Raw genomic sequence first — 19,720 nt, 5'->3', positions numbered from 1 at the left:
CGCTATCCCCTCTTCCCGTCTTCTTGTATCGCTAGTTTACCTTTATCTGTTATATCTTTATTCTTCTTGTCCGGCACCCCGTCTACTTTCTCCGCCTTCCAGTACACATCCGCAATAATCTTCGATAACACATCTACGGTACGGTAACATTCTTCCAAGGTGTTCTCCACGCCCCCGATTTCAATAATGGTGCTATACGGTGAAACATGCTGATTATACTCCCCGTTACCTTTCTTCGAAGATTTGCCCCAAATGCCCCTCGAAATTCCAGGATATTTCGTTTCCATTCCGACTTGGATTTGCGAAGCGAACTCCTCGTTTTCCTTCCAATCCGGATTCATATGGCCGATAATGAAGAACACTTGAGCATATTTTACGCCGTTGATACTGACAGTTGTCTTGCTTTTCGGTTGGCTGTCCCGATGGATATCAAATAAGAATTTAATGTCAGGATTGCTGGTGACGGCGGCTTGAATGGTTTTAAGCGAATATTTGTAAGAAAAGTTCCAGTTATAGCCCTTGACCGTTGAAGCATAATCCGTCTTGGAGGCATGAGCTCCGATGCCGAGTTCTTCCAGACGTTTGGCTAGTCTTGTACTGAGCAAAGTAACATTTTTCTTAGAATCCTCCGGGATTTTGGCGCCTTTTTTCAAGATTGGAAAGTAAGACTCCCTGTTATGCGAGTTATAGATAAACACGACTTTACGTCCGCCTGTCGTCGCCTTGACTTCCCCTGGCGTTGCCGTCCCTGTGTTATCGGTTGTTCCCCCATTGGACGCCCGTGGGTCCGTTGTACCGGGAACGCTTGGTTTATCTTCATTTCCCGCAGGATCCGCATTACTTGTCGTCTCGTTTCCGTTCTGGTTCGTATTCCCGTTCTCGTTGCTGCCTACTTCGTGGGAACCCGAACCGTCAGGCGACGACTCCCCGTTCTTCACACTGCCCGGCTGAAGGTCCTGAGGAGCCGCCGCTAAATCCGTCCCGGAGCTGCTCCGCAATATAAAGGCGTCATCCGTTTCCAATAGCGGTACTTCGCCGGCCAGCAAACTTTTGGGATCATAAGGATTAATATTGGCCAGATACTGAAACAGAAACTGAGATACGTTCCGGCTGGAGAAGGTAGAAAGCTGCTCGTCCTCCGTACGCGCATAAGGAACTTCCATTCCTATCATATCTATAAAAAAACGGCTGGAAATGACGGCCGCCAAACCTTGCATAGATGCGGCAGGTGACGTATGCACCTTGGCTTGATATATGCCCCCGAGTCCCAACAGCACAAAAAAGATCGCGGACCCCAACGATAATCCAATATAAATGCGGCCCAACAGGCCGACACGTTCTCCTATTCTCCTGACCTTGCCGACGTTCAATGTAACCGATGTCCACTTCATTTCGACTGTCCTCCTATCGTTTGGCTGACCCTGCTCTAGTAGAATTTATGAGAAGGCGAGAAATGATAGAACCCGCCCTCGCAAAAAAATTCCCCAGCATTTAATAGATTCACCAATGGACTAAAGTCATTCGAACACACAAAAATACCCGGTTCCTAAGGAACCAGGCGTATGTGTCATTCAGTGCGTATAAGCGGCAACATTATCCGAATCAATGGCGCCGTGCAATGCCGCGTTAAGTCCGCTTGCTATGATGTTGGCAATGTCTTCAATGAATTCATCGATTTCTTTGGGCGTAACCACAAGATCATGTCCCAACGGGCTCAATACCTCTTTAACCAGGGTCAGCCTCTCATTTTCTTCCAAGGCATCCAGCATGCCCATAATTTTCTGCGTGTCTTTCGTTTCTTGACGGAAATGATTGATCATCATTTCTATGGAGTTGTTCACAATCGTTGAGGCAAAAACCACCGTAGGCACCCCAATCGCGATAACCGGAACACCCAGCACATCCTTCGTTATGCCTTTGCGCTTGTTGCCGATTCCCGAACCGGGATTGATGCCGGTATTCGCAATTTGAATCGTTGTATTCACCCGCTCCAGCGCTCTCGAAGCCAAGGAATCTACCGCAATGACTAAATCGGGCTTCGACTTTTCAACAATACCTTGTACAATCTCGCTCGTTTCAATTCCCGTCAATCCAAGAACACCAGGAGCGATTGCGCTGACCTGTCGATATCCCGGCGCTACTTGTTCCGGCATCAGCTCGAAGTAATGGCGTGTGACCATCACATTCTCAACGACAATAGGTCCCAGCGCATCCGGCGTGACATTCCAGTTTCCCAGCCCGATGAGCAGCACTTTAGCCGTTTCTGTAATCCCTACGGCGGTGAGAAAACGTTCAAATTCCTGAGCAAACTTCGTGGCTACCCGATTCTGTAATTTGGAATCCTTATTCCGCAGCTTGGGTACCTCGATGGTTAAATAAGAGCCTGGCAGTTTGCCGATTGCTCGCGCGCCTTCTTCCGTAATAACGTCAATCTTGGTTATATAAATGCCGTCTTCTTCATAAGACTCTTCTTTAACACCTTGAAGCGCTCCGGCCTCTCCTTGTTCTGATGCCAACTCTCTGGCTTCGACGGCCAAATCCGTACGTATATTGTACAAATGCAAGTCATCATGCTGGTCATGCTGGTGCAGCGAATTCATTCGTCTCATCCCCTCTAAACACATTCTGTAAGATTTAGTATGCGGTATGGACGGAGACTCTATTCAAATTCAGTCATGCTATTGCATTTTGAGAATACCCATGATAGAATATTTTAAGTTATGTGTCGAAACATCCAAGATTCGGTTGTTTTCTGAATACACTTTATGACGTCCTTTGTAGGAGGTGAATGCAATGCCTAACATTAAATCCGCAGTGAAAAGAGTTAAAACTAACGAAAAGCGCCGTCAACTTAACGCTTCTCATAAATCCGCTCTTCGTACAGCCGTGAAAGTCGCTGACACAGCCCTGACCGGTACTGACGTTGAAACTGCGAAAGCCGCTCTTGCCAACGCTACTAAGAAGTTGGACAAAGCCGTAACAAAAGGTTTGATCCACAGAAACGCAGCTGCTCGTAAGAAGTCCCGTCTTGCTAAGAGATTGAACGCAATTACTGCAGCGGAATAATTACATCTTCAGACTAAAGTCCTGCAAGCATCGCTTGCAGGACTTTTTTGGTATCCGTGAGGTTTGTGTTTGAACCATCGTTTATGATTCCGCGTGTTATCCCGCCATCCGCAACAAGAACAGCTCCAACCCCAACACCTTATCAATCTTGCCGCTCTTCATGCGATAGTCCAATTCTGCGAGTTCGGAAAGAATGGACGCCAACCGCTTCATCTCAAACTTGCGTCCCTGCTCCGCGGCTACCTTCACGCCATATGGGTGCAGTGAAAGCTGTTGTGCCGTCTGCTGTTGCGAGTAACCTTGCTGCGTCATTTCTTTCACCTGCAGCATAATCCGGAACTGCCTGGCGATCAGCGCAATCAGCTTGATGGGCTCCTCGCGCATCTTCAACAGATCATAAAATATACGCATGGCCTTCTCTGTACGTAACTGCGCAAGTTCCTCAATCATCAGGAATACATTCTGTTCCGTGGAACGAACGACCATATTCTCCACGATATCTCCGGTTATGGTGCCCTCTTTACCTACATAGAGCGACATCTTTTCCAGCTCGGCGCTTAAGGTCTGCAGCGATGTGCCGGCGTTTCGGATTAACTGCTCGGCCGTGACCCGGGTTATGACCGAGTGCAGCTGTTCCGCCTTGCGTTCTACCCATTGCGCCAGCTCTTCCGCGCTCAGCGCCTGAAACGGAATGAGCGCGGCGCGTTCTTTCAGCTGTTTCACAATTTTCTTCCGTTCATCCAGCTTCTCCGCGGCAACCGTGAACACAATGACGGCACCTTCGACCGGCTTGTCCATATATTCGAGCAACCGCTCAATCCGATGCTCAAGCTTTCCGTTATCTTTGGCCGCCGTTAAGAACGTTGCGTCTTTGGCAATGACAACCTTACGCGGTGCCAAAAAAGGAGGCGTTTCGGCATCATCAATCACTTCCTCGAGCCGTGTTTCCGCCATATCGAATTTGCTCAGGGCAAAGTCCATATAATCCGGTTCAATTAATTGATGAATCGTGTACGTCACAAACTCATCCATTAAATATTTCTCTGTCCCGTAGCATACGTATACCGGTTTAACCTGTCCTTGATGTATTTCTCTAGCCGCGGCTTTATAGCTCATTCCAATCCCCTTAATTCTGATAGTCTTGTTAGATTTAAGTTTACTACATTTTGAGCCTCGAATGTACCCTCACGCAAGACAAAGGGATCAAGTCCCAATCCTCGCGGATTCAGACCCAATCCCTTTGTCCCAGCACATCTATATCAACACCCGCGCAAGACCCTAGGTGTCTTTGCTCACGGGTGGTCATACGACGATGGCGCTCGCCGTTGACTCATACCTTACTATACGTAACCATGAACAGATGTGTGCATGCCTTGCTGTTATTTACAATTATTTTTTATTCGTTTCTTGTTGCAAAACGCGGTCGACCACGTAAGTCGCCTTGGATTCCTCGGCCATCACCGTGTATTCAAATGTATGTCCGTCTTCAGACCAAGTATGAAGTTCCAACGTTCCTATGTGGACTGGCGAAAGAAAGAGCGCCTTTCGGCTCAGTGTTTCATAGAGTACGATACGGTTATCCGACGTGACCGCGGCTGCATAGAGACCGTCGGTTGTAAGCACGGACGGCGTCTCCGCGCCAAGCGTTAAAGTAATCGTCTGGTGCGGAACAGCCTTCTTCTTCGCATCCGTTACTTTGTCTAGACCGGAAACCCCTGGCTGCACTTCGCCCCCTGAATCCGCGGCATTGCTCCCGGCGTCTGTATTCAACTCTACATCCGCTTCTGTCCCATCGTTTAAAGCTTCATTGGAACCCTCTTGTTCGGGCGGCGGGCTATCTTCCTTAGGTGCCTCTTTAGTTGCTTCTTTAGAATCCGTGGCTTCCACTTCCGATGTTGAACTTTGATCAGTATCTTCCTGAGTCGTCATCTTGAAGGCAGATCCCTCTTCCGCGTTCCCGGTGCCCTTGATTGTTTCCGGTCCCACGACAATCGGAGCGCCATAGGTGTCTTTCAAGCCGGTATTCCCGCTTGCAGCAGCTGTGTTATCATGGTATTCCTTGTTCATGGCCTGACCTGCATTAGAAGAGGGAGCCGATTTACCATTTTCTGATGGTTCTGTTGCTGTAAATTTCTTATCTAGTGTCGAATCTGATTTGAGGCTGTCTGCAGCCAAAGGACCAGATTGATCCTGCGTAACCATGGAGTCCGTTGCAGGAGCCGCTTTATCTCTGCTAAAGGTTTCATTCTTAGCCCCCTCGGAAGCCGAATTCGTGTCCATTGCAGCGCTGTTCGCTGCGGAATCGTTATTGCTGCCCCCGCCTAATTGCGGAGGGTTGGCTATGATAAACAACCCAATCATCACGCCAGCCGCTGCCGTCCCAAACGCGGCGGGCCAATTCCAACGCTTCATTCGGCCTGTTGAGCGTTGCGTACCCCGCTGAGGCAGCAATGCGGGTTGCGTAGTTACGGGATCCGGCTTATGGCCGGGAACCGTTCCTGACTGCTCCGCTTCAATCTCGTCCAATCTCGGCAGAATGGAATCAACCAAGGAAAACGGAGGGGCAACCTTCGGAAGCTGCTCCAGCTCAAGGGATAAGCTTTGCAATCGTTTGTAGACGGCTTCGCATTCTGAACAGCTTCTGAAATGCACCAACATGTCCTGTCGCTCCCCGCTGCTCAGATCGCCATCGAGATCTCTATGCATCGTTTCTATCACCTCTTGGCAGTTCATCCGCGTACACCACCCTTCTGATAATCTTGGAGTAAAGTTTGTAACTGCTGTCTTGCTCTGAATAAATAGGACTTTACCGTATTCAACGGGAGGTCCAGACTGTCCGCTATTTCATTGTAAGAGAAGTCTTGCAGGTATCGGAGCACGACAACGGCTCGGTGATGTTCCGGCAATTGATCGATTGCTTCCCGTATATCCTGAGCCACATAGGAGGAAAATACATCCTCTTCCACGTTGCTGTTTGCCGTAAATACCATCTCATGCTCATCTATGGAAACGGAAGGCTTCGACCTTCTGAATTTATCAATACAGATGTTCGTCACGATACGTTGCACCCAAGTCTTAAATTGCGCTTTCTCTTCATAGGAACCGATCTTCGTATAAATCCGAATCAGCGCTTCCTGGGAGGCGTCCAGAGCATCCTGTTCATTGCCCAGAATATAATAGGCCGTACGATACACCCCGTTCTCTATTTCTCGCAAAAGGGTTATAAGAGCGTCGCGATCGCCTGATTGAGCAGCTCTTACGAGTTGTTGCTCTACCACCTTCCATCCCCCTCTCTTGCACCCTTACAGACGTCAAGCGTCTTCATAAGGTTGCAGTTCCATGTATCTAAAGTACTGGTAAAATTTCCGCCTGTGAAACTATAGTATTATAAACACGCACTTCACTAGAATAACAAAAATAAAAATAAACGTATAGAATCATTTCCCCGCTAAGCTTCATCCAAAAAAGACCAATCCACAGGATTGGCCCAAGTTCATACAATGTTCCCTCTAATCAATTTCACCCGTTCGGACAATCGTTGTTTTCACTTTAATATCAAATTCTGCTTCAGGATACATTTGACGCCATTTCTTATTTGTAAGTCCCGAACGATATATTTTGGCCCGATATACTTCGCCTAATCCGATTGGATCACTGTTTAAGTCCGTTAACTTGGTCATTAAACGTTCCGATCGCAATCTCAAATAACGGGACACTTCCTCTTCAAGGACACGGATGACCTTCGGATCTCCTAAAGACATTTCTTCTGATGTTTCTTTCAAAATGCCGTCTATTTTTACGGTGATCCCGAATTTTAGAGGCTTGCGGCTCATTAATCGGATATTGGTGTTATTCTTAATATTATCAATGACCATCCGTAAATACTTTTCGTTAATGTTCTTCAATTGCGGAAGTTTCCGCTTCATTCGTTCCATCTCAATGGATATCTCTACACTACCTGCGCTGTATCGATCCCGGATCAGTTTCATCAGGAACGTTTCCGTCGGATTGATGGTGCCCACCATTTGGCCGTCCCGAAACAAAGCCACGTCCTTAAGCTCCACCACATTGTCTTTACGGTCTAAGAGCGGCATCATGGGATCTTCCAAAGAGTAATAGGACTCCAAAAATTCATGCAACGTACTGGATACCATTTGCTCGCGAATGATGTTTTGTCGAATATTATCCACAATGAACGTACCGATGTTGCCAATTTCCGGGTACTCGTGGGATAACAGTTCTTTCGTGTCCGTTTTGGAAACAGCCAGATAAACCGTATTAGCAATCGAAGAATCTCTGTACAGGGTGTCTACCAATGGAAAAATCCCGTCTTTGGCAAGGTCTATATTGTAAATAGCCACACGCAGCTGACCCGATACAAGACGCTTATGGGATTTACGATTAGAGGAATTTCTTGAACCTTTACTCGTCAGCGCCTCACTGGAAAGTACAATCACTGAATTTTTGGATTGAGGATCGACCTGATGTAATACGGAAGTCGCCCGAATTTTATTCTTAGGCATCTTGTCATAGCCTACCGCGACGATGAGTCCCAATCGCTCAAGAATCTTCGGTTCAAAGTTGCCTGTAACCGGCAAGGACAGGAATAGAAGCGTAATGAACAGAATGTTAAACCTCTTCCTGTTGAACTTAGGTTTTTTCAATCTTCATTTCCCCTTTTCCCTTATTCTTGCTTGACTTGGCCTGAATCCGAACGAGCAGATACAGTACCACAGGATACAGGAGAATTAAATAGAAAGAACACTGGGAGAATAGATTATTTAACATATCCACTTCAATTCTTGTTTCAATAAACGAGCTTAAAATCCAGGCCAAACCCATAAATCCGTATAAACTGTTTTTTTGTTTCCAGGAAAAGATACGTTTCAGCCCCCGGGTCGCGATCCAACTAAACACCATTAGGTTTGTAATTACGATGACCAACCATAAACTGACACCCAAATATTCAAATCGCTCCAAGAACGGAAATTGAATCACCTTCAACATGGTGAACGTCGCCCATCCTGTTTTCAACAATTCACCCCCGCTGAAGAACACTAAAGTCACGAACATGACAAACAGATTCAACAAGGTCACACTAAGGACGCCGATCTGAGAGTAAAGCTGAGTTTTTTCTTTGTTCCGGATAAACGGGTAAATAAAATATAATATTTCAAAGCCGACAATGGTCAGCGACATCTTCATAGATCCTTCCAAAAGGTGCGGTACATCCGACTCTAAGAGCGGAAACAAGTGATCCCAATCGGAGTAAACCAATGGAAAGTACAGCAGGACCGCCATCCATAACGTCATTGAGACAAAGACCACACTAGAACCGACAATGGTGCGAAGACCACCCGATACGCCATAAAAGGCCAAGCAAGTCATCAATAAACTGATTACCCATGTAGGTGTATACGGAAAGAGCCAGATTTGTACCATTTCCACATAATTACGGACGGAAACAATGGTTGCAAACAGGTAATACAAGACCATCACGAAGTTAAACGTGTCGCCTATGATTTTGCCATAAACATGACGATGTATATCAAAAAGGTCCTTCCCGCCCGACAACTCAAGCGTCTTAATAATCATCCAAGTTAAGACTTGCACATAAATACCCGCGATAATCACCGAAACCCATGCGTCATGTCCCGCAGCCTCATAAATAACACGTTGGAATCCCGGCAACCCCACACCGACCTGGGCATCATGTATCACAAACATCAGCAGATAGGCGCTAAACATAAACGCAGGCTGAGCACCTTTGAAGTTTCGAGATGGGGTCTGAATAGAATTCGCAGGAGCAGAACTGTCTCTAGTCATCAATGTCTCCCCCTGGCTTCTTAGACGAATTGCCCTCTTTCTGGACAAAAATCGACTTCTTAGGAAAGAGTAAATAAGGTGATCTTAACAATCCGTCGCGCTTATCCACACCGGTAGCAGCAAACATCGGATAGAAATAGGGATGCCCCATACTTGTCTGACGCAAGAGGTGCAGAACCAACAAAACGATGCCCATAGCTATGCCCTCAGCCCCGAGAATACCGGCCAGAATGATGATGGGAAACCGTGTGGAACGAATCGAATTGGCCATCTGGAATACAGGTGTAGTGAAAGAAGAGAGCGCGCCCAAAGCAACGATAATAATAAGGATGTTACTCGTAAAACCGGCTTGAACGGCGGCTTGCCCGATTACGATACCTCCTACAATACCCATCGTTTGTCCCACTTTAGTCGGCAGCCTGGCCCCTGCTTCACTTAAGAGCTGAATGATGAGCTCCAGTAACAGCGCTTCGAATAAGGGAGGGAACGGAACACGAGCCCTGGATTGGGCAAGCGGTACGAGAAACGCCTGCGGTATGGTTTCATAATGATAAGTTAACGCCGCCACATAAATGGAAGTGCCAAACAAGGATATCAACAATGCCAGAACGCGCATCAATCGGAGAAAGCTGCCCGTGTTCCAGCGATAGTAGGAGTCTTCTACGGACTTGAAAAAATCCAGAAATGTGGATGGACAGATAATTGCGAAAGGACTTCCGCCGACCATGAGAACAGCTTTCCCTTCCAGGAGGGGATAGATGGCTCGATCGACCCGTTCTGTCAACAGGAGCTGAGGGAAAATGGACGTGGGTCCGTCTTCAATCCACTGAGCGAGAATATCCGCATCCAACACTGCTTTTAAATTCAGCGATTCCACCTTGTCCTGGATGGTCTGCACCAAGTCGGGATCACATAGGTCTTCCATGTAAAATAAACTAATCGGTGTCGAGAGTTTTTCCCCGGCTTTTAAGGAAACTTCTTTAAGAGAAATATCCGGTATGTAAGAGTGAATCAGAGCCGAGTTCATTTCCATGCTCTCCGTAAATGCGACCTGCGGGCCAAGAATTTGAGTTTCAATCTCAGGCTTGGATACTTGCCGATGCTTCGGATGAGATGTATTAAAGACAGCTCCTTTTGTTTCCCCGTCGAGATGAACATAAGTCCAACCGAGAAGAATCGCTTGCGTAATATCGTTTATGCATTGAACCTGATTCACCTGACCAATTGGGATTCGACGCAATAAATCACCGTACGTAATTTCACCGCTGAAACTCATGATCGGTTCCATTAGTTCCCTACTTAGCATTGCGGAATTGACGATGATTTTCATATAAAATAAACCCACTTGCTGCCCAGAAGGATGCTCAAGCGTCTTTACGACGAAGTTGGGGTGGTCCTTGAAAATGGTGGATAAGATATGGCTGACATCCTGCAGCGAGGCTGGCATCTGATCCTTCCTGGTGGAATCCGAAGGCAATTCACCGTTGGTCTCGGATGGATTCACAGATAGTTCCGATTTGTGTTGTTTTTTTCTTCGGGCTCTGAAAAGCATGGAACAACGCCCTCTTCCCTTTTTGAGGTTAGGTTGCCCTGCGCACCAAAATCCATGTATAACCAAAAAAGCGATCCTTAACAGCTTAAGGCTGTCCGGATCGCTTGTGTATCGTAAATTTATACTCTGGTAGTAATGGTAATCGGGCTCCATTCCCCAATCACGGTTTGACCGTGCACAGAGACACTTCCCTCCGCAGTTAGATCTTTCTCCGTCATAATGCCAAGCGCAACGATAAACTGATTGAGTTTAACGGGCACGTTCTGCTCCCGTCGTACCTCATTGCCATTGACATAAAATATCAATACATTTTCAGTTCGGTTGTACGAAATTTTATAGGTATTGAATTCTCTGGGCTTGAAATCTGTTTCTTCTTTAAAGATACAGAAGTATTTCGTCTTATCCGTTTCGGGCACCTGTACCTCCGGGAAAGGAAGAATGCCGTAAACGGAAGCATACTTGTCGTTGCTTACAAAGAAGTCGATTGCTGCACCTGTTGTAAAATCCAGCAAATTCAATGAAACGAAGCCGTCGTATAAATCTCCGGGCGCGGTTTGGAACGACTTGGCCTTGATATCAAGCTCAAACGAAATTTCTCCCTCTTCAGGAATGATGACCGGAGCGGCTGAATAGTACATATGCTTGGCGTTATCGAGAATTTGAACCTGATCATGCTTACGTGTTAACGCAGCCTTTACGCTCAGGTATCCATTGCGAACAACAACGACGGCATTCGGTTCACGGTAGCTCCAAAATGTTCCGTCCTGCAAGGGAAATCCTCCTATTTTCCAAACTTCTCCTTCAGAAAGGATCGTATGAAATTGGCCTAATTCTGTCACGTTTTCACCCATGGGATGTGTGCCTCCAGTATGGTTGGAATAGTAAATTTATGAATTACAAAAACCAGGCTTGAATCAGCAACGAAGCGATCATGACTAATCCGCAGCTTAACACGGCATCCAAAGCGCCTTTCATTAAAGGAAGGTAAGCCTCGGATGGATTAACAGGCTTCATGACCTTGTATTTATTGGCCAACGGAATGGCTGTAAGTAATCCGGTAAGCGCGAGCCAATGTAAAGCGCCAAACAGCACGCCGGCGATAAGAGTGACATAAGCCAATATGGCGAGCGCCATAGAAAATTTCAATGCCCGCTCCTCTCCCCAGACGACGACTAACGTTCGTTTTCCCGATGCTTCATCCGCCCTCCAATGAAGGAAATGATGGTTGAAGAGAATTAAAGTGGTCAGGATGCCCACAGGACATGAAATGAGAAACACTTCCCAGTTGATGTGGCCGGCTTGTACATAGTAACTGCCCATCACCGGTATAGCTCCGAACGCCAAAAAGATCCCGATTTCGCTGTAACCCTTGCCCCGATATCCGAACTTAATGGGAGGTGCTACATAGAAATAGGCGATGAGCGCTCCCAGTACCGCGAATATCAGTACAAGGGCATCCGTGGCAACGGCTAGAGCGATGCCGCACAGCAATGCTACGAAGAACAGCAACCAAGTATAGAACGCGAATTTCTTCTCGCTGTATATACCCTTTGTCAGAAATCCGGAATTGGTAGATATGGCTTGAGCCGTCTCTTTGGCCGCATCATCAACGCCGTTCCTATAATCCCATAAGTCATTAATCATATTAGAAAACAAGTGAGCCGCCGCGGAACCCAGCAACGTAATCAGCAACAGGACGGGATGAAACTCTCCTGTCCAAGTATAAGCTGCTACAGATCCAAGAATGACCGGGATCAGGATGGCCGGCAACACGTAAAATCTGGACGCGCGAAGAAACATACGCATTTGGTCCATAACGGATAACCTCCCGAAACATATTTGAACTTTGTGAAAAAGTTCTCAAAGTTAGTGTACCACGAACTTTGTCGAATTTCATTCTTTTTTTACACTACATACCCTATAAGGAGGTTGCCCGATTTGAACCGTAATCATGTTACAAGCCACACTTATCGTATCGGTAATTTCGATCTGACCGCGATGCCTACTTTATCAACCCGCATCTGGATCTCACCCATCGTATCCGTTCGATAGACGGCGCTTCCCTCCGCTTTCAACTTGGATAACACATCCGGATGAGGATGACCGTAAAGATTGTTGGAGCCGGCTGAAATCACAGCCATTCGCGGGTGCCAATACTGAAGCCATGTCTCCGAAGTGGAGTTCTTGCTTCCGTGATGCCCTATTTTGAGCACATCGAGTCGGGGGCTCTCCTCATCACCACTTGCAGACAATGGCGGTCGGGGTGTCAGGCTCATCAATAAATCTTCAGAAGGCATACCCGCATCCCCTGTAAACAGAAAGGTCGATTGCGCCATCTTCATGAGCATGATTAAGGAAACTTCATTCTGCTCAGGTGCGGATATAATGGTATTGTCGTTTCCGTCCTCATCCTCAGGAAAGAGAAATTCAATCGTTGTATCCGGGTCCAATGTCAGTTTCTTTCCTCGGTCAGCCGCAATCAATACGCTCCTCTTGTCCATAGCTGTTCGAAAAAGCTTATATACTCCTTCCGAATGCTCTTTAAGCGTGCCGTTAAAAACAACGTTCCCCACCGGGATGTCTTCCAACACAGCCTGCAAACCGCCGATATGGTCCTGATCCTGATGCGAAAGCACAACATAATCAATCGTATGGATCCCTCTTTGCTTCAGCAGCGGAACAAGCATTTTGCGCCCCACTTCATATGGATCCCTGCGGATACGCCATTCTTCCCCGGACTTTGTAAATTGCAGCGTTCCGCCCCCGTCAATCAACATCGTGCGTCCTTCCGGGGTTCGGATAAAGATGCAATCCCCCTGTCCCACATCGATAAAATGGACACTTCCTTCGCGCGTAAACCGTTCAGGACTGTAACCGAGCCACAATAAAGAAATAATGAGGATGATAGGCAATGAGCCGTACCCTAAACGTTTCCATGTCTGGAGGGATTGAGCATTCCCCGCGAGATATAAAGTCCCTTGGATCACCCAAGCCAACAACGCGTAATAGCAGAGAATCCACATCACCGAAGGTTTGGGCCAAATGGACGTAAAGAAAGCAAAACCATTTAAATGTTCCACGAATTGAAAGGAAAAAGCGTTTAATTTCTCCGTCATCCGCGCGAAGCAGAATCCTGCGGAGGGAAAGATACTGCCGATCAAGAGCGTTAAAGTTCCGAACGGCAGGATCAGAAAGCTTATGTAGGGAACGAGCACAAAATTAGCAGCGAATGATAAGAGTGAGAATTGATTGAAATAATACACCGTCAGAGGAAAGGATACGCATTGCGCCACGAGTGTGATGGAAACACTGCTCCGCAGCATGGAGGACCGGAGGGGCAAGCATTGATTTACCGCGGGTACCCATAGAATTAAGCCTGCCGTTACGATAAAAGATAATTGAAAGCTGACATCACGAAGGTAATATGGATTCCAAATCAGCATGAGCAAAGCTGCTGCGCAAAGGATATGAAGACCGTCCTTTAGCACGTTGTTCTTGGCCGCGTACAACGCAATCATCGCCATTATGCCTGCTCGGATGGCTGAAGGAGAAGCCCCGGAAAGAACAACGTAAATCGGCACGAGAATGAAAGTCAGTCCCAAGTTTCGTTCTCTTGTAAGACCAAACCCGCGAAACAACCAGCTGCAAGCACCCACGAAAACGGCTACGTGCATGCCGGAAATGGCAAGGATATGCGTCAGACCGAGCTTGGAAAACTGCTGAAACTGCAGGGGATCGACGTCTTCCGTAATGCCGAGCATCAAACTTTTCATAAAACCGGCTTGATCGGGATGAAAAATCCGATCCGTCTGTTCTCCCAGTACATCTCTTACCGCATCATTCCAACGCAGTAATCGTAACTTCAGAGTCAGTTCCTTTGGCGAAGATACACTGACATTGTCCAAACCTTTGGTTTGCACTTTCCAGTAACGCGGTGAAGGCGCAAATACTCACCATAATCAAACCCCCCGAAATTTCGCGCCTTTCCGAATGTCCGAAGCGCTCCTTTAAGGAATATGGTGTCCCCCCTCTTCCATGTCTCAACCACGCTAATCTCATCTTCTCTTTCAAGCTTGATGTATACCTGCACCTTTTCCCGAAGTTGCTTGGAAGAGTATTGTCTCCCGGCTGCCACTGACTTCGTATAAGCATTCAGCAAGACACGGTCGCCGTCACGTTCGGGCTTCGAGACGACAATACCTGTGATCTCCACTTCCATTTCTTCGACGTAAGCGGGTGCTTTAATAAGACTATAGTTTTGTTGATCTACGATGTCCGCATAAATACTCGCTAGAAGAAAACCCAACATGCAAACCAAAGCCTGAGGGAAGCTTAGCCTGCCTGTTTTCAACAGCAGCGGAATCATACCGGCAACCGGGAGTGCCGTCCACAGATAGCTGAAACCTTGAAGAGACAAGGCCGCCCAACATCCCAGCACACAGTGAACCGTGAATACAACCAAAGGTCTTCTCAAGTGTTTCCTCCTTCTCCATCCCCGGACAGAACAAAAAACCTCTTCCCCGCAGCATGCCGCGGAAAAGAGGTACTTCCTCTATCCTAATTAAATAATAAGGTTTAAGTTAAAGGCATTTCAGTACCGATCGGAGGCTTATAGCCTTCCATCATCCGGAACACGATTCCGCGCTGATGCATCATGGCTTTCACTTTCTCACTGTCTTTCATGTAGGGGCGATGGTAGACTACCTCGCTTACACCGCTGTTAGCCAGCAGATTGGCACACGTCCAGCAAGGCTGATCCGTAACATAGACCGTTGAGCCTTCGCGGTCGCTTCGATCGGTAAACAGCAACAAATTCTGTTCGGCGTGAATGGTTCGCACGCAACGTTGCTTTTTGACAAGTATCTCCTGCCCGTCTCCCGCCAGCTTCATCTCGTATTCTTCAACAAGCATGCAGCCAGCCTCGGAGCAGTCGTCAACTCCCATGGGAGCGCCGTTATAAGCTGTTCCGAGCAACTTCTTGCCCTGAACCAGCACCGCGCCTACATGCCTTCTCGGACATTGTGAGCGGGTTGCCGCCATATGTGCGATATCCATGAAATAGGTGTCCCAATCTTTGCGGACAGGTAATGTTGCGTGTTGATTCGTCATGGACGTTGAGACCTCCTGCGAAATGATAGTTTTGTTTATTTTCTCATATTTTCCACGGAGATCAAACCTTTTATTTTGTCAAAAAGCTTCGGGCCAATTCCCTTTACATCCTGAATCTGTTCAATGCTCTGAAAAGGGCCGCCTTGTTCCCTGAAAGCCACAATCGCCTCCGCCTTACTAGGACCGATCCCGGGTAATGTGTCCAGTTGTACCGCAGTTGCCTCGTTGATGTTCAGGATACCGCCGGTCGCTGCCCTAGGCTGCGGGGGTTCGGGGGGCTTGGTGGTTGAGGATGATTTCGCGGGTGCGGGAGACTTCGCGGTAGTTGAAGCTTCAAGCACAGGTGTCTGGATTTCGCGAATTGTAGGTGTTTGAGCAGACTTAGACTGTGGGGAATGTACATCGGAACTGACATTGCTCTCCTTATCCGCTGCCAAAGGAGCATCCTTCATTGCTTCCTCCATACCCTCATTGACAGCCATCCAACCCGGCGGTGCTTCCTGTTCCCTTGAAACCAATACAATAAAACTGATCCATCCACAAATGCATAGCATAATTGCGAGCAATAAACCTTTGGCTGCTCGTCCCGATAACAAAGCTATAATGATCTCCCCTTTCTTTGTGCACACGAAAAATAGACTTTATCACATCCATAAACCCTCAACTGCGTATTGTGGAATGAAATGGAAAACTATAGCATATATTTATAAAAGTTTTTTTGGCTTTGTCATGCCTTGCGTGGCCTATTCCTTGAGGAGGGATTGATATGAGAATTGGTTTCATCGGTACGGGAAGCATGGGGAGTATTCTGATTGAGTCGTTCATCCAATCCGGTGCTGTATTGCCCCAGAAAATCGTGGCTGCTAACCGAACATTCGTTAAGGCGCAAACATTGGCGACGAAATATCCCGGCCTGCAGGCAGTTCACAATAATACAACGGTTGCTATGACAGCCGATATCGTATTCCTATGTGTGAAACCTAAAGAGTTCCGCAAAGTCATTGAAGAAATTAAAGATGATCTGAAGCCGGAGCAATTGCTTGTATCTATTACAAGTCCAGTCCAGATTCGACAGTTGGAAGCGGAAGTGCCGAGTAAGGTGTCCAAAATTATTCCAAGTATAACCAATTATGTATGCAGTGGGGCTACGTTATGTATTCATGGAGCCAGGGTTATGCCGGAAGAACAACTGTTGTTGGAGAACTTGCTGGAGCATGTGTCGATGCCAATACGAATAGAAGAGGAATTTACGCGAGTATCCTCCGATTTGTCGAGCTGCGGACCGGCTTTTCTTGCCTTTTTCGTGCAAAAATTCGTCGATGCCGCAGTCGAGGAAACCGGCATTCCCCATGAGGAAGCGACCAGACTGGCATCAGAGATGGTGCTTGGCACCGGTAAGCTGCTGACGGTCGGAGGCTTCACCCCGGAGACATTGCAGAAACGCGTCAGCGTCCCCGGCGGTATAACCGAGGAAGCGTTGCGTTTGTTGAGCGTGAGGCTGCACGGCGTCTTCAACGAATTAATTGAGACGACGCACAAGAAATATTATGAAGATGTGGAACAAGTTGAAGCTCAATTTTACGTTCAAAAGGTTGACTAGGTTGATGTTGATCAGCCAACAACGATATTTACAATTTTGCCTTTAACCGCAATGACCTTGCGCACGGCTTTCCCGTTCATCGCTTCAATTACTTTATCGGACTCCATCGCTTTCGCTTCCATGTCCGCTTCGTTCAGATCGGCAGCGATCGTAATCCGGTCTACGATTTTACCGTTGACTTGGACAACGATTTCCACTTCGTTCTCCACCGTCCGCACTTCGTCGTACGTCGGCCATGCCGCGTAAGTAATGGATTCGCTGTGACCCAGCTTCTCCCAAAGTTCTTCCGCGATGTGAGGAGCCAGAGGCGCCAGCATCTGAACGAAGTCTTTGGCGGCTTGCATTGGAACATGATCTGCTTTGTAGGCTTCGTTCACAAATATCATAAGCTGCGAAATCGCGGTATTAAAGCGGAGGTTCTCGTAATCCTCCGTTATTTTTTTGATCGTTTTGTGCCATGTGCGCTGGAAGGTTTCCGTACCATTATCCGCTTCTGTAATTTTAGGATGCAATTGCCCATTGTCGGATACAAACAGACGCCAGATCCGGCTCAGGAAGCGGTAGGTTCCTTCCACACCGTTCGTGTTCCAAGGCTTCGTCGCTTCCAGCGGGCCCATGAACATTTCGTACATCCGCAGTGTGTCCGCGCCGAATTCCTTCACGATATCATCCGGATTAATGACATTGCCGCGGGATTTACTCATTTTCTCGTTGTTATCGCCCAGAATCATACCTTGGTTGACAAGCTTATGGAACGGCTCTTTGGTTGCGACAACACCCAGGTCATACAACACTTTATGCCAGAAGCGGGCATAGAGCAAGTGAAGCACTGCATGCTCTGCACCGCCGATATAAAGATCTACGGGAAGCCATTGCTGCTGCTTGTCTTGAGAGCACAGCTCCTTGTCGTTATGCGGATCGATAAACCGCAGGTAATACCAGCAGCTGCCTGCCCACTGAGGCATGGTGTTTGTTTCACGCATCGCTTTCATGCCGGTTTCCGGATCAATCGTGTTGACCCAGTCGGTCACGTTCGCCAGCGGAGATTCACCGGTACCGGACGGTTTGATTTCGTTCGTTTCCGGCAGCATTAACGGCAATTGATCGTCGGGAACAGGCTTCATCGTTCCGTCTTCCAGATGAAGAATCGGAATCGGCTCACCCCAATAACGCTGACGGCTGAACAACCAGTCACGCAGACGATAGGTCACCTTGCCCTGACCTTTTCCTTCGCCTTCCAGCCAGGTAATCATCTTGGCAATCGCGTCTTCATTGTTGAGTCCGTTCAAGAATTCCGAATTCACGTGAGGACCCGCGGCCGTATAAGCTTCTTCTTGCACATTGCCGCCCGCAACCACCTCAACGATCGGCAGCTCGAATTGCTTGGCGAATTCCCAGTCACGCTGATCGTGGCCCGGAACGGCCATGATTGCTCCTGTGCCATAACCTGCCAACACATAATCCGCGATCCAGATCGGAAGCTTTGCACCGTTCGCGGGATTCAAGGCATAGGCGCCTGTGAATACGCCTGTCTTATCTTTGGCAAGGTCGGTGCGCTCAAGGTCGGACTTGCGCGCCGCCTTCTCTTGATATTGCTTCACCGCATCCTGTTGCTCCGCTGTTGTAATCGACTCCACAAGAGCATGCTCCGGCGCCAGAACCGCATACGTTGCGCCGAACAGTGTGTCTGGACGAGTTGTGAAGACCGTTAGCTTCGCATCCTGGTGACCGTCGATATCAAAGACAACCTCCGCGCCCTTGGATTTGCCAATCCAGTTCCGTTGCATATCTTTGATGCTCTCCGACCAGTCCAGTTCTTCCAGATCTTCCAGCAGACGCTCGGCATACTCGGTAATTTTCAGAATCCATTGGCGCATCGGTTTGCGCACAACCGGGAAGCCGCCGCGCTCACTTTTGCCATCAATAACTTCTTCATTCGCCAATACCGTACCCAACTCCGCGCACCAGTTCACAGGCACTTCAGCCACGTAAGCAAGACCTTTATTGTACAACTGGATGAAGATCCACTGCGTCCACTTATAGTAAGCCGGATCCGTCGTGGAAATTTCGCAGTCCCAGTCGTAGGAGAACCCCAGGGATTTAATCTGACGGCGGAAATTATCAATGTTCTTGGTTGTGAAGCCCTGCGGGTGGTTCCCCGTGTTCAGAGCATATTGCTCCGCCGGCAAGCCGAACGCGTCCCAGCCCATAGGGTGTAACACGTTGTAGCCGCGCGCCCGTTTATAGCGGGATACGATATCCGTGGCCGTATAACCTTCAGGATGACCTACGTGCAGGCCGTCACCGGACGGATAAGGGAACATATCCAGCGCGTAGAACTTGGGCTTGTCGCTGTTTTCAAGCACTTTGAATGTTTTGTTCTGATCCCAGTGCTGCTGCCATTTGGGTTCGATGGTTTGGGGGATGTAGCCTTGTTCTTTTTCCATGTTTGTTTTCCTCCTGAGAGTTTTGCTTTAGCAAAACTGACTTCGTAAGCATAAGCTGAGTTTTGCCTTTAGGCAAACTAACTTCGTAAGCATAAGCTGAGTTTTGCTTTAGCAAAACTG

17 protein-coding genes are annotated in these 19,720 nt (G+C 47.8%); 2 read left to right on the top strand and 15 right to left on the bottom strand.

The annotated features are described in order from the left end of the window. Positions 1 to 2: 2 nt before the first annotated feature. Positions 3 to 1,391: a stage II sporulation protein P gene (gene spoIIP / locus SY83_RS14500; RefSeq protein WP_068607673.1), complete on the bottom strand. Its 1,389-nt coding sequence runs from the start codon at positions 1,389 to 1,391 to the stop codon at positions 3 to 5. 180 nt (positions 1,392 to 1,571) lie between these two features. Beyond that, complete coding sequence (gene gpr / locus SY83_RS14495) at positions 1,572 to 2,600, bottom strand: GPR endopeptidase (protein ID WP_068607671.1); 1,029 nt, start codon at positions 2,598 to 2,600, stop codon at positions 1,572 to 1,574. 193 nt (positions 2,601 to 2,793) lie between these two features. Here gpr and rpsT point away from each other — a divergent pair, with 193 nt between their 5' ends. Then, positions 2,794 to 3,066 (top strand): 30S ribosomal protein S20, encoded by a 273-nt coding sequence (gene rpsT / locus SY83_RS14490; RefSeq protein WP_068607669.1) that lies wholly within the window; start codon positions 2,794 to 2,796, stop codon positions 3,064 to 3,066. Between the two features lie 96 nt (positions 3,067 to 3,162). On the opposite strand, the gene holA is transcribed toward rpsT, so the two are convergent. The 12 genes from holA to SY83_RS14435 form a co-directional block, all read right to left on the bottom strand. Next, positions 3,163 to 4,182, bottom strand: coding sequence for a DNA polymerase III subunit delta (gene holA, locus SY83_RS14485; protein WP_068607667.1), 1,020 nt, complete (start codon positions 4,180 to 4,182; stop codon positions 3,163 to 3,165). A gap of 273 nt (positions 4,183 to 4,455) precedes the next feature. Continuing rightward, positions 4,456 to 5,799: an anti-sigma factor family protein gene (locus SY83_RS14480; protein WP_068607665.1), complete on the bottom strand. Its 1,344-nt coding sequence runs from the start codon at positions 5,797 to 5,799 to the stop codon at positions 4,456 to 4,458. Further along, positions 5,796 to 6,344 carry an RNA polymerase sigma factor gene (locus SY83_RS14475; protein ID WP_068607663.1) on the bottom strand — a complete coding sequence of 183 codons (549 nt, stop codon included), beginning with the start codon at positions 6,342 to 6,344 and terminating at the stop codon, positions 5,796 to 5,798. The genes SY83_RS14480 and SY83_RS14475 overlap by 4 nt, the downstream gene beginning before the upstream one ends. 231 nt (positions 6,345 to 6,575) lie before the next feature. Beyond that, on the bottom strand, positions 6,576 to 7,730 hold the full coding sequence (locus SY83_RS14470; RefSeq protein WP_068607661.1) for a Ger(x)C family spore germination protein: 1,155 nt from the start codon (positions 7,728 to 7,730) through the stop codon (positions 6,576 to 6,578). Continuing rightward, complete coding sequence (locus SY83_RS14465; RefSeq protein ID WP_082882552.1) at positions 7,717 to 8,892, bottom strand: GerAB/ArcD/ProY family transporter; 1,176 nt, start codon at positions 8,890 to 8,892, stop codon at positions 7,717 to 7,719. The genes SY83_RS14470 and SY83_RS14465 overlap by 14 nt, the downstream gene beginning before the upstream one ends. Further along, positions 8,885 to 10,396, bottom strand: a complete 1,512-nt coding sequence (locus SY83_RS14460) for a spore germination protein (protein ID WP_197479866.1) — start codon at positions 10,394 to 10,396, stop codon at positions 8,885 to 8,887. The genes SY83_RS14465 and SY83_RS14460 overlap by 8 nt, the downstream gene beginning before the upstream one ends. A 167-nt stretch (positions 10,397 to 10,563) precedes the next feature. Further along, positions 10,564 to 11,214, bottom strand: a complete 651-nt coding sequence (locus SY83_RS14455; RefSeq protein ID WP_231891257.1) for a DUF6081 family protein — start codon at positions 11,212 to 11,214, stop codon at positions 10,564 to 10,566. Positions 11,215 to 11,338: 124 nt separating this feature from the next. Continuing rightward, positions 11,339 to 12,259 (bottom strand): prenyltransferase, encoded by a 921-nt coding sequence (locus tag SY83_RS14450; RefSeq protein WP_068607657.1) that lies wholly within the window; start codon positions 12,257 to 12,259, stop codon positions 11,339 to 11,341. A gap of 152 nt (positions 12,260 to 12,411) precedes the next feature. Next, on the bottom strand, positions 12,412 to 14,349 hold the full coding sequence (locus SY83_RS14445) for a DNA internalization-related competence protein ComEC/Rec2 (RefSeq protein WP_082882550.1): 1,938 nt from the start codon (positions 14,347 to 14,349) through the stop codon (positions 12,412 to 12,414). Then, positions 14,313 to 14,918, bottom strand: coding sequence for a ComEC/Rec2 family competence protein (locus tag SY83_RS22810; RefSeq protein WP_082882549.1), 606 nt, complete (start codon positions 14,916 to 14,918; stop codon positions 14,313 to 14,315). Before SY83_RS22810 ends, SY83_RS14445 begins: the two co-directional genes overlap by 37 nt. Positions 14,919 to 15,019: 101 nt before the next feature. Next, complete coding sequence (locus SY83_RS14440; RefSeq protein ID WP_068607656.1) at positions 15,020 to 15,553, bottom strand: deoxycytidylate deaminase; 534 nt, start codon at positions 15,551 to 15,553, stop codon at positions 15,020 to 15,022. Positions 15,554 to 15,588: 35 nt separating this feature from the next. Then, positions 15,589 to 16,182: a ComEA family DNA-binding protein gene (locus tag SY83_RS14435; protein ID WP_197479865.1), complete on the bottom strand. Its 594-nt coding sequence runs from the start codon at positions 16,180 to 16,182 to the stop codon at positions 15,589 to 15,591. Positions 16,183 to 16,319: 137 nt separating this feature from the next. On the opposite strand from SY83_RS14435, the gene comER reads away from it, so the two are divergent. Beyond that, positions 16,320 to 17,153, top strand: a complete 834-nt coding sequence (gene comER / locus SY83_RS14430) for a late competence protein ComER (protein ID WP_068607652.1) — start codon at positions 16,320 to 16,322, stop codon at positions 17,151 to 17,153. A gap of 11 nt (positions 17,154 to 17,164) precedes the next feature. Here the strand turns inward: comER and leuS are convergent, their stop codons facing one another. Further along, complete coding sequence (leuS, locus tag SY83_RS14425; protein WP_068607650.1) at positions 17,165 to 19,600, bottom strand: leucine--tRNA ligase; 2,436 nt, start codon at positions 19,598 to 19,600, stop codon at positions 17,165 to 17,167. Between the last annotated feature and the right edge of the window lie 120 nt (positions 19,601 to 19,720).

Source organism: Paenibacillus swuensis (assembly GCF_001644605.1).
Classification (GTDB): Bacteria; Bacillota; Bacilli; order Paenibacillales; family DY6; genus Paenibacillus_N; species Paenibacillus_N swuensis.
Note: the sequence above shows the minus strand (reverse complement) of the source record. Positions and strands in the feature narration are given on the sequence as shown.